A 16,030-nucleotide genomic window follows, 5' to 3' on the forward strand; every position below is an offset into this window, starting at 1 on the left:
GCGCCGTACCACTTCCAGGAATCACGCCATGAGCTACGCCAGCAACGACGAAATCCGCGGAGTATTGATCCAGGCCGGGCACGAGCGCGTGCTGCTGCCCAATGCCACCGTGGCTGAAATGATGTCCAAGGTCGCCGTGCAGACCGTTCCCGACGCGCCGGGCTGGCTGGTCGGGCAGATCGCCTGGCACGGTTGGGACGTGCCGCTGCTGTCCTTCGCGCGGCTGTCCGGGCTTGGCGACGAGCCGGTCACCAGCAACAACAAGGTAGTGGTGCTCAAGGCGCTGGGGGGCAATGCCAAGCGCCCGTACTTCGCGCTGCTCACCCAGACCTTCCCGCAGCTGATCTCGGTGCCGCGCGACGGCCTGCTGGCCGACGCCTCGGAAGAAACCCTGCCGCAGGGCGTGCACATGCGCGTACTGCTCGGCGAACAGAGCGCGCTGCTGCCCGACCTGGATGCACTGGAAGCGGCGTTGGACGAGGCGTACCCGGTCGCGGGGTGAGTCTTCGCATTCGCGAAGGTTCCCCCACGATCTGCGTTGCAGATCGTGGGCCCCCCGTCACATGCCTCCAGATTCCGGCGCCTGACGGCGCGCCCCCTGACTCAAGGGGTTGTTCCACCCGATGCTTATCGGTGTGCTGGCGCACTTCGGCGCCCGTGCCTTCTGCTGCAAGTCGGCACCGCATGTGGCGCGGCGCCCGTATCGACCAACGATCCATACCCACCGAACGCACACGATTCGGCCCTCCAGTAGCGCCACGCCATGCGTGGCTGCCGGTGGCGTTGTTGCTTACCCCAGGTCGCCCAGTCGCGCCTGCACGGCGGCGATCGCGGCCAACCCGGCGGTTTCGGTACGCAGGATGCGCGGCCCCAGCTGCAGGCCCTGGAAACCGGCCTCGGCCAATGCCTGGCGGTCGCGTGGCGACCAGCCACCTTCCGGACCGATGGCGATCACCACGCCACCCGGTGCCGGCGGCAGGGTGGACAGGCGATGCTCGCCGAGCGGGTCCAGGGTCAGTTTGAGGGCGGCCGCCGGCACCTGCCGTGCGGCGTCCAGCAGCGATTGCGGCGCCGCCACCTTGGGCACCCGCGCGCGCCCGGATTGACCACACGCCGACACCACCACGCTGGTCCAGTGCGCCAGCCGCTTTTCGGCGCGCGCCGCATCGAGCTTCACTTCGGTGCGTTCGGCGTTGACCGGCACGATCGCGGCCACGCCCAGTTCGGTGGCCTTCTGCAGGATCAGGTCCATTTTCTCGCCGCGCGCGATGCCCTGCAGCAGCGTGATGTGCAGCGACGATTCGTTGTCCAGCGCGCTCGCCGCCTCGATCCGGACCTGCGCGTCGCGCTTGCCCACCACCACCAGGGTGGCGTGGTAATCGTGCCCATCGCCGTTGAACAGCACGCAGCCGTCGCCCTCGCGCAGACGCAGCACCCGCACCAGGTGGTTGGCCGCTTCCTCGGGCACCGGCAGGGTCTGGCCGACGGCCAGCGGGTGGTCGACATGGCACCGGGTCACGCGCATGCAACGGCCTCCTCGATGGCGGCCAGGGTGGTCTGGGCCAGCAGGTCCAGGTGGTCGTCTTCCACGCAGTACGGCGGCATCCAGTACAGCACGTTGCCCAGCGGCCGCAGTACCACCCCACGCTTGAGCGCGGCCGTATAGGCGTGCAGCCCCACCCGCGCGGCGGCGGGGAAGGGGGTGCGCTTGTCGCCGTTGCGGGTCAGTTCGAAGGCCACCACCATGCCGGCCTGGCGTACGTCGGCCACGTGCGGATGGTCGTTGAACGGCGCCGCCAGCGTGCGCATCACCTCGGCGGTGCTGCGGTTGCGCGCGATCACGTCGTCGCCGGCGAAGATGTCCAGCGTCGCCAGCGCGGCCGCGCAGGCCAGCGGGTTGCCGGTGTAGCTGTGCGAATGCAGGAAGGCGCGCTCGCGCGAGTCATCCAGGAACGCGTCGTACAACGCCTGGGTGGCCAGCACCGCCGACAGCGGCAGGAAGCCGCCGGTCAGGCCCTTGGACAGGCACAGCAGGTCGGGCATCACGCCGGCCTGCTCGCAGGCGAACATCGTGCCGGTGCGGCCGAAGCCGGTGGCGATCTCGTCGGCGATCAGGAAGGCGCCGTTGGCGTCGCACAGTTCGCGGGCGCGCTGCAGGTAGACCGGGTCGTGCATGCGCATGCCGCCGGCGCACTGCAGGCGCGGTTCCAGGATCACCGCGCAGATCTCCCCGGGGTGCTGGTCGAACAGCGTGGCCAAGGCGTCCGCGGCCTGGTGGGCACGCTGCGCCGCGCTCTGCCCGGGTTCGGCCAGGTAGGCGTCCGGCGAGGGCGCGAACAAGGCCTCGGTCAACAGCGGCGCATATACGCGGCGATACAGGGGGATGTCGCCCACCGACAGCGCGCCCAGGGTCTCGCCGTGGTAGCCATTCTCCAGCGCCACGAAGCGGGTACGGTGGGCTTCGCCGCGGTTGCGGAAGTAGTGGAAGGCCATTTTCAGGGCCACTTCGACCCCGGCCGAGCCATTGTCGGCGTAGAACACCTTGGCCAGCGGGTCGCGCCCGGCCTGGCGCGGGGCGATCGCCAGCAGGCGTTCGGCCAGCAGCACCGCCGGTTCATGGCTGAACCCGGCCAGCATCACCTGCTCCAGCTGGGTGGCCTGCCGGGCGATGGCGGCGCCGATCCGCGGCTGCGCATGGCCGAACAGGTTGGTCCACCAGCTGCTCACTGCATCCAGGTAGCGTTTGCCGTCATGATCGAACAGCCACGGGCCTTCACCCCGCGCAATCGGGACCAGTGGCAGGGTCTGGGGATGCTCCCGCATCTGCGTGCACGGGTGCCACAGCACGGCCAGGTCGCGATCGCGCCACTGGTCGGCCAGCGTCAGGGGGGCTGGGTCTGCTAGCATTTCGGGCTCATGAAGACGTTTTCACCAGTCCCCATTCTAGAGATGCTCGCATGAGCCGTCGCCTGCCCATCATCCACAAGGTCACGGACGAGCAGAGCGGGCCGTTCCAGCGCCAGCATCTGGACCTGGAATTCTCCAACGGCGAACGCCGCCGCTTCGAGCGCCTGGTCAGCCATGGCCATGGCGCGGTGGTGGTGGTGCCGATGCTGGACGAGGACACCGTGCTGCTGGTGCGCGAGTACGCCGCCGGCGTGCACCGCTACGAACTGGGCCTGGTCAAGGGCCGCATCGATGCCGGCGAAACCCCCGTGCAGGCCGCCAACCGCGAACTGAAGGAAGAGGCCGGCTACGGCGCCCGCCGCCTGGACGTGCTGCGCGCGATGACCCTGGCCCCGACCTACATGAGCCACCAGTCATGGCTGGTCGTGGCGCGCGACCTCTACCCCGAGCGCCTGCCCGGCGACGAACCGGAGGAACTGGACGTAGTGCCGTGGAAGCTGGCCGAGCTGGACCAGCTGATGCTGCGCGAGGACTTCTCCGAAGGGCGTTCACTGGCGGCGCTGTTCATCGCCCGGCAGTGGCTGGGCGGCAGGGAATGATCAAGCTCACCACCGACCTGCGTGAAACCGTCATCGCCATCGCCCAGGATGCGGCCGCTGCGATCATGGCGGTCTACGCCACGCCGTTCGAGGTGGACATCAAGGCCGACCACAGCCCGCTGACCGCCGCCGACCTGGCCGCCAATCGGGTGATCGAGCGCGGCCTGCAGCAGCTCACCCCGGACCTGCCGATCCTGTCCGAGGAATCGGCACAGGTGCCGTGGGACGTTCGCCAGCACTGGGGCGCCTACTGGCTGGTGGATCCGCTCGATGGCACCCGCGAATTCGTCAAGCGCAACGACGAATTCAGCGTCAACATCGCGCTGATCTACCAGGGCGCGCCGGCCTTCGGCGTGGTCCTGGCGCCGGTCAGCGGCATCGCCTGGCACGCCATGCGTGGCGAGCTGGCCTACCGCCGCCAGGGCATGCACGATTCGGTGCTGCGCACCCGCACCCCGGCCACCGCGCCGCTGAAGGTCGCGGCCAGCCGCTCGCACCGCAGCGTGCAGACCCAGGCGATGCTCGACCGCATGGGCGAGATCGAGCTGGTCGCGCAGGGCTCGTCGCTGAAGTTCTGCCGGATCGCCGATGGCACCCTGGACGTGTATCCCCGGCTCGGTCCCACCTCCGAATGGGACACCGCGGCCGGCCAGTGCGTGCTGCACGCGGCCGGCGGCGCGGTGTTGTCGGCAGCCACCGGCAAGCCGTTCCGCTACAACCGCCGGCAGACGCTGTTGAACGGCGATTTCATCGCCCTCGGCGACACCCGCCTGCCCTGGCGCGACTGGTTGCCCGACTGATGCCTGCCCAGGAGCCCCCGATGTCCGCGACTGCCGAACTGGAACGCCTGCTGGCCATCATGGCGCGGCTGCGCGACCCGCAGCAGGGCTGCCCCTGGGACCTGCAGCAGGACTTCGCCAGCATCGCCCCGTACACCATCGAAGAGGCCTACGAGGTCGCCGACGCGATCGACCGCGGCGACCTGGATGACCTGCAGGACGAACTGGGCGACCTGCTGCTGCAGGTGGTGTTCCATGCGCAGATGGCCAGCGAGCGGCAGGCGTTTGCCTTCGCCGACGTGGCCCGCTCGATCAGCGACAAGATGCAGCGGCGGCACCCGCACGTGTTCGCCGAGGCAACGGTCGACGGTGCCGAAGCGGTCAACGCCAACTGGGACGCGATCAAGCGCGCCGAACGCGCGGCCAAGGGGCACACCGATACCTCCGCGCTGGCCGGCATCGCGCGCGGGCTGCCCGAGTGGCAGCGTGCGGTGAAGCTGCAGGCGCGTGCGGCGCGGGTCGGCTTCGACTGGCCGGGCCCGGCGCCGGTGATGGACAAGGTGCGCGAGGAGCTGGACGAAGTGGCAGCGGAATTCGCGCGCGGGCCGGTGGCGGACAACCACGCACGGCTGCAGGAAGAGCTGGGCGACCTGTTGTTCGTCTGCGCCAACCTGGCCCGCCATGCCAAGGTCGACGTCGGCGCCGCGCTGCGCCAGGCCAACCACAAATTCGAGCGTCGGTTCCGCGCGATGGAAGCGCAGGCCGATGCCGCAGGGCAGTCGATGGCCGCACTGGACCTGGACGCGCAGGAACGGCTCTGGCAAAAGGCCAAGGCCGACGAAGCCAAGCCGTGAATACGCTGCTCCTGTTCATCCTCACCGCCGTGGCTGAAATCGTCGGCTGCTACCTGCCGTGGCTGTGGCTGCGCAGGGACGGCAGCGCGTGGCTGCTGCTGCCGGCGGCCGCCAGCCTGGCGTTGTTCGCCTGGTTGCTGACCCTGCATCCGGCGGCCAGCGGCCGCGTGTACGCCGCCTATGGCGGGGTCTATATCGGCACCGCATTGATGTGGCTGTGGTTGGTGGACGGGATCCGCCCCAGCCGCTGGGACCTGCTCGGCGTCGGCCTGTGCCTGGCCGGGATGATGGTGATCATGTTCGCTCCGCGCCCCGCCTGAGCAGGGCAGCGTCGCCCAGCGCCCGGGGCGGCCTGCGGAGCCGGCAACCGGCCGGCACTGCCGGGTGTCCCGCGCTATGCTGGGTGCATCCGGTTCCGCAGGGCGCGCCATGTCCCGCTTCGCCACCTTTCGCCAGTTCTACCCCTTCTATCTGGACGAGCACCGCAATGCCGTCTCGCGACGGCTGCACTTTGTCGGCAGCTGCGGGGTCCTGCTGCTGGTCGCCTTCGCGCTCGTGCGCGGACAACCTCGTTGGCTGCTGGCGGCACTGGTCTGCGGCTATGGCTTTGCCTGGGTCGGCCACGTCTTTTTCCAGAAGAACCGGCCGGCCACCTTCAGGCACCCGTTCTATTCTTTCGCCGGCGACTGGATGATGTTCTGGGACATCCTCCGTGGCCGGATCCGGCTGTAACGGCAGCAACGCCACACCCGGGCGCGGCCCGGCATCAAGGGAGTGATTCGATGTTTCCAACCGTGCTGTTTTCGCTGGTACTGGCCTTCGTGGCCGTGGTCATCCTGTTCAAGGCGGTGCGCATGGTGCCGCAGGGGTATGAGTGGACGGTGGAGCGCTTCGGGCGCTACACCCACACGATGTCGCCCGGCCTGCATTTCCTGATCCCCATCGTGTACGGGGTGGGGCGCAAGGTGAACATGATGGAACAGGTGCTGGACGTGCCCGGCCAGGAGGTGATCACCAAGGACAACGCCGCGGTGCGCGTGGACGGGGTGGTGTTCTTCCAGGTGCTGGACGCGGCCAAGGCCGCCTACGAGGTGTCCGTGCTGGAGGTGGCGATGATCGCCCTGGTGCAGACCAACATCCGCACCGTGATCGGTTCGATGGACCTGGATGAATCGCTCAGCCAGCGCGAGGTGATCAACGCCAAGCTGTTGAACGTGGTCGACCACGCCACCAACCCGTGGGGCGTGAAGGTCAACCGGATCGAAATCCGCGACATCCAGCCGCCACGCGACCTGCTCGATGCCATGGCGCGGCAGATGAAGGCCGAGCGCGAGAAGCGCGCGCAGATCCTGGAGGCGGAGGGCTCGCGGCAATCGGAGATCCTGCGCGCCGAAGGCGAGAAGCAGGCCACCGTGCTCGAAGCCGAGGGCCGCAAGGAGGCTGCCTTCCGCGATGCCGAGGCGCGCGAGCGCTCGGCCGAAGCCGAAGCCAACGCAACCCGGATGGTGTCCGAAGCCATCGCCCAGGGCGACGTGCAGGCGATCAATTACTTCATCGCGCAGAAGTACGTGGAGGCGTTCAAGGAACTGGCGACCTCGCCGAACCAGAAGCTGGTGCTGATGCCGATGGAGGCCAGCGGGGTGATCGGCTCCATCGCCGGCGTCGCCGAGCTGGCACGCGAGGCGTTTGCCAAGCAGGAAGACAAGCGCACCCCGCGCGCCGTTCCGCCGCGGGTAGGAGGCTGAGATGCGCTGGGAAGTCGTCGGCTGGGGCGCACTGGCGCTGGTCCTGTTCGCCGCCGAGGCGCTGGCCCCGGGCGCCTTCATGTTGTGGATCGGGATCGGTGCGGCGGCGGTGTTCGTCCTGGTTGCGGTGGTCGCCGATGTTCCGTTGCTGTGGCAGGTGGTTGCCTTCGTGCTGCTCAGCGTGGTGTCCATCCAGTGCTATCGGCGCTGGGGACGCGGGCGCGACCGGCAGAGCGATGCGCCGTTGCTGAACCGGCGTGCCGAACAGCTGATCGGTCGCGTGGTGGAACTGGACCAGGCCATCGTCGCCGGCAAGGGCCGGGCCAAGGTCGATGATGCGTTCTGGCAGGTGGAGGGGCCGGACCTGCCGGCCGGCAGCGCGGTGCGCGTGGTGGCGGTGCAGGGCATGGCGTTGAAGGTGCAGCAGGTCTGACGCAACGCCGCAGGCGTTGTGAAGACGGTTCTGGGATAATGGCTGTCTTGCCTTCATTCCCCCGGAAAAACGGTCATGACCCAGAAGACGCTTCTCAACGACACCCACCGCGCGCTCGGCGCCAAGATGGTCGATTTCGGTGGCTGGGACATGCCCATCCATTACGGTTCGCAGCTGGACGAGCACCACCTGGTGCGCAGCGATGCGGGCATGTTCGACGTCAGCCACATGACCGTGGTCGACCTGCGCGGCGCGCAGGTCAAGCCGTTCCTGCGCACGCTGCTGGCCAACTCGGTGGACAAGCTCAAGGCCACCGGCAAGGCACTGTACTCGTGCATGCTCAATCCGCGCGGCGGGGTCATCGACGACCTGATCGTGTACTACCTGGCCGACGATTTCTTCCGCATGGTGGTCAACGCCTCCACCCGCGAGAAGGACCTGGCCTGGATCCGTGAGCAGGCCGCCGCCTTCGACGTGCAGGTCACCGAGCGCGAGGACCTGGCCATCATCGCGGTGCAGGGCCCGACCGCGCGCGCCAAGGTGATCGGCCTGGTGGGCGAGGGCGACCGCGCCGCGCTGGAAAAGCTCGGCCGTTTCGCCGCGCTCGAGGCGACCGCCGCCAGCGGCACCCCGCTGTTCGTGGCGCGCACCGGCTACACCGGCGAAGACGGTTTCGAGATCCTGCTGCCGCAGGCCGACGTGGTCGCGTTCTGGACGGCGCTGGCCGCCGCCGGCGTGCGCCCGGCGGGCCTGGGCGCGCGCGACACACTGCGCCTGGAAGCCGGCATGAACCTGTATGGCCAGGACATGGACGAAGCGATCACCCCGTACGAGGCGGCGCTGGCCTGGACGGTGGCGCTGGACGAAGACCGCCCCTTCATCGGCCGCGACGTGCTGGAGGCGCAGAAGGCGGCCGGCGACGCACGCCAGATGATCGGCCTGGTGATGGACGAGAAGGGCGTGCTGCGCCACGGCCAGGCGGTACTCACCGCCAGCGGCCAGGGCGAGATCCTGTCCGGCACGTTCTCCCCCACGCTGGGCAAGGGCATCGCCTTCGCGCGCGTGCCGGCCGGTGAACTGGGCCAGGTGCACGTGGACATCCGCGGCAAGCAGGTACCCGTGCGCGTGGTGAAGTTCCCGTTCGTGCGCGACGGCCAGGCCCAGCCGGGCGTGCTCGTCGAGGCCTGATTTTTTCATGGCGCCGGCCTGTCAGTGGTCGGCGCCGCTGGTTACACTACCCCCGTTTCTTGACCCCTGATATTCCTCGGAGCAGTCCCATGAGCGAGATCCCCGGCGACCTCAAATTCCTCAAGTCCCATGAGTGGGCACGTGTCGAAGGCAATGGCCGCGTCACCGTCGGTATTTCCGACCACGCCCAGGGCCTGCTTGGCGACCTGGTGTACGTCGAACTGCCGGCGGTGGGCGACGAAGTGAAGGCCGGCCAGCAGGCCGCCGTGGTCGAGTCGGTCAAGGCCGCCTCGGACGTGTACAGCCCGGTCACCGGCACCGTGGTCGAGGTCAATTCGGCGCTGTCGGACAAGCCGGAAACCATCAACGAAGACGCGTACGGCGAAGGCTGGATCTACGTGGTCGAGTTCTCCGCGAACGACGAGTTGAACGACCTGCTGGGCCCGGACGAGTACGCCGAACTGCTGGAAGACGACGAGCACTGATCGTCGCCTGCTCGAAGCAACGGCCGCCTGGTGCGGCCGTTTTTTTTGCCCGCGCGCCGGCCGCGGCGGTCGACAACGGGCGGTGCTTCCGCGCCTGGATCGGGCGTGCACGTTTCTGCTGTTATGCGTACGTGATGAAAAACCACCGCGATGCGCGCCGCTGGCGATCGGTCGGCGTGCTCATGCGCAACCGTTCGGTCGGCGTCCGCGGTGGTCATGAGCATGCCGTCGGGTGTCGCCGCGCGCGCATCGGACGCCAGCGCGATGGTCGCGCGCGGTGCGCGCGGCGTCTTCGGCAGGGGCGAACCGAACGGTCGCGACGGTCAGAAAGTTTGCGCATTTGCGCAAATCGGGTGTCAAAAAGCGATCGAAGATGTGAAAAGTTTTCGGGTCCGTTTGGGTGCCGTGTGGGTAGGCATTCGGGCGTTGGTCAACGCGCGTGCGGGGGCGATGGCGCGCATGCGCCGCGTGCGTGCCGAAAATACGAAAGTGCTTCTTTTAAGCGGTTTTCTTTTCGCGCGGGCTGCGCACTGCGTGCCGGTGCGGTGCGTGCGTGGTGTCGCGGCGCGCCGCTGACGGCGTTTGCAGCGGGGTTGGGGACGCCGTCGCGGAGACGCTCCATGTGAAAATTTTTCGCCTGGGTTGTTGACAGTGAAAAAAACCGTGATTAGGTTTCGCCACAGCAGACCTTGCTGCGAACAGAGTGAGCAGAATCGACATCCAGTCGCGAAGCACAACCTGGACATCCACCTCGCGTCAGAAGACGGTGGAGATGGCGTCGCTTCCCCCGGCGAACTCCAAGGCCCCTTCCCATTCGATACCTGCCCGGCCACCTGCGGTGGGTATCCCCGTATCCGTCACGACGCGCTTGACGCGACGGCGGTCCCCGCGATGTCCCACTGCGGGTTTGCTTTACCTGGGCGTTTCAACTCCATAGATCACTGACGAGGAGCCATCCCATGGCAACCAAGAAAGCTGCGAAGAAAAAGCCGGCCGCCAAAAAGGCCGTCAAGAAGGTAGCCAAGAAAGCCGCTGCCAAGAAGGCCGTCAAGAAGGTAGCCAAGAAGGCGGCTGCCAAGAAGACGGTGAAGAAGGCAGCCAAGAAGGCGACCGCCCGCAAGGCAGTGAAGAAGACGGCAAAGAAGGCAGTCCGCAAGGTCGCCAAGAAGGCCGCCGCCAAGAAGACCGCGAAGAAGGCAGTAAAGAAGACGGCGAAGAAGGCGGTCCGCAAGGTCGCCAAGAAGGCCGCCGCCAAGAAGACCGCGAAGAAGGCCGTCCGCAAGGTTGCCAAGAAGGCTACGGCCAAGAAGGCTGCCAAGAAGACCGCCAAGAAAGCCGTCCGCAAGGTAGCCAAGAAGGCCACCGCGAAGAAGGCCACCGCACGCAAGGCGCCGGCCAAGAAGGCGGCCGCCAAGAAGGCGGTGAAGAAAGTCGCAAAGCGCAAGCCGGCCGTTCGCAAGAAGAAGGCCGCTCCGGTCGCCCTGCCGGCAACCCCGGCACCGCTGATCTAAGTCGTTCCCGATAGCCGTACCTGAAACCCCCTTCCCTGGCAGCCCAGCGGGGAGGGGGTTTTTTTATGCCTGCACAGTCTCCCGGTAGCGCACGCGAAGGGTAGAGCCGAGCCACGCTCGGCTGCCGTTGCGTTGCCGTCGCCGTCGCCGTTGCCGTCGCCGTTGCCGTCGCCGTTGCCGTCGCCGTTGCCGTTGCCGTTGCCGTTGCCGTTGCCGTTGCCGTCGCCGTTGCCGTCGCCGTTGCCGTCGCCGTTGCCGTTGCCGCTGCCGCTGCCTTTGCCCTTGCCCTTGCCGTGCTTACCCCGCGCTTCGGGCAGTGCCGGCCGTCAGCCGGCTCCCGGCAATGCCTGCCGCTCCCCGACGCTGCAGACGCCCCATGTCGGGCGGATCGGTTGGACCAAAAAAAAGGCGGCCATGCGGCCGCCTCCTTGATTCACGCCAGGCCCGCGATCAACGCGGCGAGGCCACCGCGCGGTTGGACGACACGCCCTTGCGCTTGGTCGCCGGTGCGCCGTCTTCGGCCATCAGGCTGTCGCTGCCGAAGTCGGTGTCCACGTCCAGCCAGCGCTGGGTCGGCAGGCCCATCGCCTGGTCCAAGATGGTCGGCAGCAGGCCGCTGGGCAGGCTGCTTTCGCCGTTCCACATGATGGCGATGCCGAGATCGCGCTCGGGCACCAGCGCGACCAGACCGCGATAGCCCTGGACGGCACCGGCGTGGAAGACCACCTCATGCCCGGCGTAGTCGAAGTTGCGCCAGCCCAGTGCATAGCCGGCCGAGTGCAGGCGCTCGCGGCGCCAGCCCGAACGCATTTCGCCCGGGGTGTTGATCAGGGTCGAATGCAGCGTGGCCAGCAGCGGGGCGGGCAGCACGTCGGGGCGGTGGCCGGTATGCGCCAACAGCCATTGCGCCATGTCGCTGGCACTGGCGTTGACGCCGGCGGCGGGGGCGAGGCGGTAGTAGGTGGGCTTGGGATTGAGCGACACCCACCCATTGCGGCTGCGCACGTGCGGGCGGGCCCAGCGCGAACTGGCCTGGATGCCGGCCAGGCCGAGGCTGGCATCGTCCATGCCCAGCGGCTTGAACAGGCGGCGCTCGACCGACTGCTCGTAGAAGCTGCCGGAGGCGGCGTAGACGACGTCGCCGATCAGGCTGAAGGCCACGTTCTGGTACGCATAGCAATCGCCCGGCAGGCACTTGAGCGAGGTCGAGGCCAGCTTGTGGGTGAGGGTGTAGTACTCGGCGTTGGCTTCCACGTCGCGGTCGTAGGCGTTGTAGGACAGGCCAACGCGGTGGCTGAGCAGGTCGGCCACGGTCAGGCGCTCGGTTGCCTCCGGCGTGCTCAGCTGGAAGCCTGGCACGTAGTCGGTGACCTTGCTGTCCCAGCGCAGCGTGCCATCGTTGACCAGCAGGCCGGCCATGGTGCCGGCGAACGCCTTGGACAGCGACGCCAGGCGGAACACCGTGTGCGCATCGACCATCTGCGGGTTGTTGACGTCGGTCACGCCGTAACCGCGCGCGCTGAGGACGCGGCCGCCCTGGACGATCGCCACCGCCATGCCCGGCACGCGCTCACCGTAGGTGAGCTGCTGGGCCATCGATTCGATCGCGGCGACGTTGAAGCCCTGCGCCGGCGGCAGCACCTGCGGGTTGGCCGCCGTGGCGCGATACGCGGCCGGTTGGGTGTGCGGGATCGCCGCGGCGTTCTCGATGTTGACGGGGAACGCGGGGGTCTGGGCAGTGGAAGACATTGCGATGGGCATCAACATGCCCAGCAACCCGGTTGCCGCCGAACGGATCGGTCGGCGCCTGCTGTTCTGATTCATCGTTTGGGGCCCGTGCGCAACTGCTGTAGGGGATTCTAGCGCCGGTTTTCCCGATTGCACAAACCAAGCGAAGATGAATGCGTATCTGGTTGAAAAGGCGCGCTTTTTGCATCACCCGGTCATGTCCGGCCGGGGCCCGCCGGCGCAGCCCTGTTCAGGCGTTCGCGGCCGCCTCGATGATCCACGCCGCGGCGCGTTCGGCCAGCATGATCGTGGGGGCATTGGTGTTGCCGCTGACCAGGCTCGGCATTACCGAGGCATCCACCACCCGTAACCGGCGCAGGCCGTGCACGCGCAGCTGTGGGTCGACCACGGCCTCGGCATGGGTGCCCATCGCGCAGGTGCCGACCGGGTGGTAGATGGACTCGGCCTTGGCGCGGATGAAGGCGACCAGGGCCGCATCGTCCAGGTTGTCGCCGGGCGGAAAGATCGGTGCGCCACGCCAACGGTCGAAGGCGGGCTGGCCCAGGATCGCCGCGGACATGCGCACGCATTCCTTCATCATCGCCAGGTCCACGCCCTCGGGATCGCCCAGGTAGTTGGCCTCGATCCGCGGCGGCGAGGTCGGGTCGGCGTCGCGCAGGCGGATCCGACCCCGGCTGCGCGGGTGCAGCGCGCAGGCATGCAGGGTGTAGCCATCGCCGGGCAGGCGGTGGCGGCCATGGTCATCGAGCATGGCGGGCACGAAGTGGAACTGCACATCGGCGCGTGCGTCGCTGGCCAGCGCGGAGCGGGCGAAGCCGCCGGCTTCGGCGATGTTGCTGGTGCCGGCGCCGCGATGGCCGCGCAGGAAATAATCGACGGCGATGCGCAACTGGTTGCTGCGGTCGTAGCTCACCCCGGGATGGGTGTGGACCAGGGTGCAGATGTCCAGGTGGTCCTGCAGGTTGCCCCCCACCCCGGGCAGGTCCGCGCGCGGGCTGATGCCGTGCCCGCGCAGTGCCCTGGCCGCGCCGACGCCGGACAGCATCAACAGCTGCGGCGAGTGGACCGCACCGCCGCAGAGGATTACTTCGTTGCGGGCGGCGGCATGCCGGTGCTGGCGACCGTGGCGGTAGTACACGCCGGTCGCGGCGTCACCACGGAAGCTGAGCACGGTGGCACGCGCGCCGGTCAGCACGGTCAGGTTGCGGCGCGCGCGCGCGGGGCGCAGGTACGCGGTCGCGCTGGAACAGCGCGCGCCATCGCGCTGGGTGACCTGGTACAGGCCCACGCCGAGCTGCCGCGTGCCGTTGAAGTCGTCGTTGCGGGCGTGCCCGGCCTCCGTGGCGGCCGCCAGGAACGCGTCGGACAGGGGGTTGTGGTGGCGCAGGTCGGACACCGACAGCGGCCCCGCATCGCCGTGCAGCGCGCTGGCGCCGCGGCTGTTGGCTTCGCTGCGCACGAACCACGGCAGCACCTGCGCCCAGTCCCAGCCGGTGGCTCCGGCGGCGGCCCAGCCGTCGTAATCGGCGGCCACCCCGCGCACGTAGCACATCGCATTGATCGAACTGGAGCCGCCGAGCACCTTGCCGCGCGGCCACCACAGGCGGCGCCCGTCCAGGGCGGGCTCGGGCTCGGTGTCCAGGTTCCAGTTGATGCGCCGGTTGTTGACCAGGCGGGCCAGGCCGGCCGGCATGTGGATGAAGGGATTGCGGTCGCGCGGCCCGGCTTCGAGCAGCAGCACCCGGCAGTGCGGGTCGGCGCTGAGCCGGTTGGCCAGCACGCACCCGGCCGACCCGGCGCCCACGATGATGTAGTCGTACATGGTTCCCCTCGAAGACGGACCGCTCCCCAACGGTGCCCTGCGAGCATAGGGCAGGGCGGCCGGCAGCGGGGACCGGATTGCGGCCACGCTGCGTTGCGCGGATGAGCCGGCAAAGGCTGGCGATGTTGCGGTGCATCGTTTACCTTGCGCGCTCTGCTGCCGGGAGTTGCCACGATGCCGCCGTTGTCACGCCGCCCGAACCGGGAGTGGGTGCGATGAGTGCTGCAGCACCGGCACCGGTGCGGTCGGGACTGCGCGGGGCGCTGCGGCAATCCCCGCCCCTGATCTGGGCGTGCCTGTACTTCTTCTGCCTGCTCAGCGGCTACTACGTGCTGCGCCCGGTGCGCGAGGCGATGGCCGCGTCGGCCGACCCGAGCGCGGTGTTCCCGCCGTGGCTGATCGACTGGTTCAGCGCGCACGGCATCGCCCTGCAGGACTTCGTGCTGCAGGTCCTGTTCACTTGCGTGTTCCTGATCATGCTGGTGCTGCAACCGCTGTACGGCGCGGTGGTCAGCCGCTATCCGCGGCGGGTGTTCCTGCCGGCGGTGTACGTCTTCTTCATCGTTTGCCTGCTCGGGTTCTATCTGCTGTTCGACAGCGGCGTGCCCGGGCGCGGCATGGCGTTCTTCTTCTGGGCGGCGGTGTTCAACCTGTTCGCGGTCGCGGTGTTCTGGAGCTTCATGGCCGACGTGTTCTCCAACACGCAGGCACGTGCGGTGTACGGCTACATCGGTGCCGCCGGCACCGTGGGCGCCTTCCTGGGGCCGATCATCACCTCGGCGCTGGTGCAGCGGATCGGCATCGCCAACCTGATGCTGGTCTCGGCCGGCTTCCTCACCGCCTGCCTGGGGTGCATCTGGCGACTGCGGCTATGGGCCGTGGCGCGCGAGCAGGAGCAGCAGCTGGCCTCGGGCGAAACCCCGATGGGCGGCAGCGTGCTGGACGGCCTGAAGCTGATCGCGCGCGAACCGCTGCTGCGCTGGCTGGCGGTGCTGGTACTGTTCGGGGTGGGCATCGGCACGCTGCTGTACAACGAGCAGGCCTCGATCGTGCGCCGCCTGTACACCGACCCCGCGGCCAGCACGGCGTTCTTCTCGCGGGTGGACCTGGCGGTCAATGCGCTCACCCTGCTGCTGCAGCTGGGCCTGACCCGCTGGCTGTTGTCGCGCCACGGCATCGCCCCGGCGCTGCTGATCCCCGGCTTTGCGATCATCGTCGGCTTCTCGGTGCTGGCCGCCTCGCCGTTGCCGATGCTGGTGGCGCTGGTACAGATCATGACCCGCGCCAGCGAGTTCTCGCTGGCCAAGCCCGCACGCGAGACGATCTTCACCCGTGTGGACCGCCAATGGCGCTACAAGGCCGGCGCGGCGATCGACACCGTGGTGTACCGCGGCGCGGACCTGACCTTCGCCTGGGTGCACAAGGGGCTGTCGCTGTTCGGGTCGCACGCGGTGTTCGTCGGCGGCCTGGTGGTGGCCACTGCGATGACCACGGCCGCGTTCGGCCTGCTGCGCGAAGAAAAGAAGCTGCCCGGCGAACGGCCGGAGTAAGCTCTGCTCAACTCATCGAGGCCTGCCCATGTACTGGACCGCACTTTCCCTGACCCTGCTGGTCGCCTTGCTGCACGTGTACTTCCTGGTCCTGGAAATGTTCCTGTGGACGCGCCCGCTGGGCCTGAAGACCTTCCGCAATACGCCGGAGAAGGCCGAGACCACCCGCGTGCTGGCGGCCAACCAGGGCCTGTACAACGGCTTCCTGGCCGCAGGCCTGTTCTGGGGCGTGTTCGATCACCTGCCGATGCTGGTCAACTTCATGCTCGGCTGCGTGATCGTGGCCGGCTGCTACGGCGCCTGGAGCGTGAACAAGCGGATCTTCTTCATCCAGGCCGTGCCGGCCCTGCTGGCCGTGGCCGCGTGGTGGATGGTGCCGGCCTGACCGGTGCCACCGGCCCCTCGATG

The 16,030-nt window shown here is 68.4% G+C and carries 18 protein-coding genes; 14 read left to right on the forward strand and 4 right to left on the reverse strand.

The window, feature by feature from the left end; all coding sequences use genetic code 11:
• Positions 1-28 precede the first annotated feature (28 nt).
• Positions 29-502, forward strand: a complete 474-nt coding sequence (locus tag AC06FD_RS01355) for a chemotaxis protein CheW (RefSeq protein WP_259206278.1) — start codon at positions 29-31, stop codon at positions 500-502.
• Positions 503-790: 288 nt separating this feature from the next.
• On the opposite strand, the gene AC06FD_RS01360 is transcribed toward AC06FD_RS01355, so the two are convergent.
• On the reverse strand, positions 791-1,525 hold the full coding sequence (locus tag AC06FD_RS01360) for a 16S rRNA (uracil(1498)-N(3))-methyltransferase (RefSeq protein ID WP_478076806.1): 735 nt from the start codon (positions 1,523-1,525) through the stop codon (positions 791-793).
• Positions 1,516-2,907, reverse strand: a complete 1,392-nt coding sequence (bioA, locus tag AC06FD_RS01365) for an adenosylmethionine--8-amino-7-oxononanoate transaminase (RefSeq protein ID WP_478076807.1) — start codon at positions 2,905-2,907, stop codon at positions 1,516-1,518. The genes AC06FD_RS01360 and bioA overlap by 10 nt, the downstream gene beginning before the upstream one ends.
• A gap of 50 nt (positions 2,908-2,957) precedes the next feature.
• Between bioA and nudE the strand changes: the two genes are divergently transcribed.
• The 11 genes from nudE to AC06FD_RS01420 all read left to right on the forward strand — a co-directional run bounded on the left by nudE (position 2,958) and on the right by AC06FD_RS01420 (position 10,501).
• Positions 2,958-3,506 (forward strand): ADP compounds hydrolase NudE, encoded by a 549-nt coding sequence (gene nudE, locus AC06FD_RS01370; RefSeq protein WP_259206275.1) that lies wholly within the window; start codon positions 2,958-2,960, stop codon positions 3,504-3,506.
• Entirely contained in the window at positions 3,503-4,306 is an 804-nt protein-coding gene (gene cysQ, locus AC06FD_RS01375) for a 3'(2'),5'-bisphosphate nucleotidase CysQ (protein ID WP_259206274.1), read from the forward strand. The genes nudE and cysQ overlap by 4 nt, the downstream gene beginning before the upstream one ends.
• A gap of 20 nt (positions 4,307-4,326) precedes the next feature.
• The gene (gene mazG, locus AC06FD_RS01380; protein WP_478076808.1) at positions 4,327-5,139 is read left to right on the forward strand and encodes a nucleoside triphosphate pyrophosphohydrolase; all 813 of its coding nucleotides are present in this window, start codon (positions 4,327-4,329) and stop codon (positions 5,137-5,139) included.
• Positions 5,136-5,459: a YnfA family protein gene (locus AC06FD_RS01385; RefSeq protein ID WP_259206272.1), complete on the forward strand. Its 324-nt coding sequence runs from the start codon at positions 5,136-5,138 to the stop codon at positions 5,457-5,459. Before mazG ends, AC06FD_RS01385 begins: the two co-directional genes overlap by 4 nt.
• Before the next feature lie 109 nt (positions 5,460-5,568).
• Complete coding sequence (locus tag AC06FD_RS01390; RefSeq protein ID WP_478076809.1) at positions 5,569-5,871, forward strand: Mpo1-like protein; 303 nt, start codon at positions 5,569-5,571, stop codon at positions 5,869-5,871.
• A 50-nt stretch (positions 5,872-5,921) separates the two neighbouring features.
• The gene (locus AC06FD_RS01395) at positions 5,922-6,884 is read left to right on the forward strand and encodes an SPFH domain-containing protein (RefSeq protein WP_259206269.1); all 963 of its coding nucleotides are present in this window, start codon (positions 5,922-5,924) and stop codon (positions 6,882-6,884) included.
• A 1-nt stretch (position 6,885) separates the two neighbouring features.
• Positions 6,886-7,317 (forward strand): NfeD family protein, encoded by a 432-nt coding sequence (locus tag AC06FD_RS01400; RefSeq protein WP_259206267.1) that lies wholly within the window; start codon positions 6,886-6,888, stop codon positions 7,315-7,317.
• A gap of 75 nt (positions 7,318-7,392) precedes the next feature.
• A complete protein-coding gene (gene gcvT / locus AC06FD_RS01405) occupies positions 7,393-8,505 on the forward strand; it encodes a glycine cleavage system aminomethyltransferase GcvT (RefSeq protein ID WP_259206264.1) in 1,113 nt (370 codons plus the stop codon).
• 89 nt (positions 8,506-8,594) lie between these two features.
• The gene (gcvH, locus tag AC06FD_RS01410; protein WP_259206262.1) at positions 8,595-8,990 is read left to right on the forward strand and encodes a glycine cleavage system protein GcvH; all 396 of its coding nucleotides are present in this window, start codon (positions 8,595-8,597) and stop codon (positions 8,988-8,990) included.
• A 216-nt stretch (positions 8,991-9,206) separates the two neighbouring features.
• On the forward strand, positions 9,207-9,566 hold the full coding sequence (locus AC06FD_RS01415) for a hypothetical protein (protein WP_478076810.1): 360 nt from the start codon (positions 9,207-9,209) through the stop codon (positions 9,564-9,566).
• A gap of 383 nt (positions 9,567-9,949) precedes the next feature.
• On the forward strand, positions 9,950-10,501 hold the full coding sequence (locus tag AC06FD_RS01420; protein WP_128097885.1) for a histone: 552 nt from the start codon (positions 9,950-9,952) through the stop codon (positions 10,499-10,501).
• 450 nt (positions 10,502-10,951) lie between these two features.
• On the opposite strand, the gene AC06FD_RS01425 is transcribed toward AC06FD_RS01420, so the two are convergent.
• Together AC06FD_RS01425 and AC06FD_RS01430 are read right to left on the reverse strand one after the other, a co-directional pair.
• A complete protein-coding gene (locus AC06FD_RS01425) occupies positions 10,952-12,325 on the reverse strand; it encodes a serine hydrolase domain-containing protein (protein ID WP_478076811.1) in 1,374 nt (457 codons plus the stop codon).
• A 154-nt stretch (positions 12,326-12,479) separates the two neighbouring features.
• Positions 12,480-14,072, reverse strand: a complete 1,593-nt coding sequence (locus AC06FD_RS01430; protein ID WP_478076812.1) for a GMC family oxidoreductase — start codon at positions 14,070-14,072, stop codon at positions 12,480-12,482.
• 215 nt (positions 14,073-14,287) lie between these two features.
• Between AC06FD_RS01430 and AC06FD_RS01435 the strand changes: the two genes are divergently transcribed.
• Both AC06FD_RS01435 and AC06FD_RS01440 read left to right on the forward strand, forming a co-directional pair.
• The gene (locus AC06FD_RS01435) at positions 14,288-15,622 is read left to right on the forward strand and encodes an NTP/NDP exchange transporter (protein ID WP_478076813.1); all 1,335 of its coding nucleotides are present in this window, start codon (positions 14,288-14,290) and stop codon (positions 15,620-15,622) included.
• 28 nt (positions 15,623-15,650) lie between these two features.
• Positions 15,651-16,007 (forward strand): DUF1304 domain-containing protein, encoded by a 357-nt coding sequence (locus AC06FD_RS01440; protein ID WP_394161084.1) that lies wholly within the window; start codon positions 15,651-15,653, stop codon positions 16,005-16,007.
• Positions 16,008-16,030: the final 23 nt, after the last annotated feature.

Source organism: Stenotrophomonas sp. Steno-Z1, assembly GCF_056393175.1.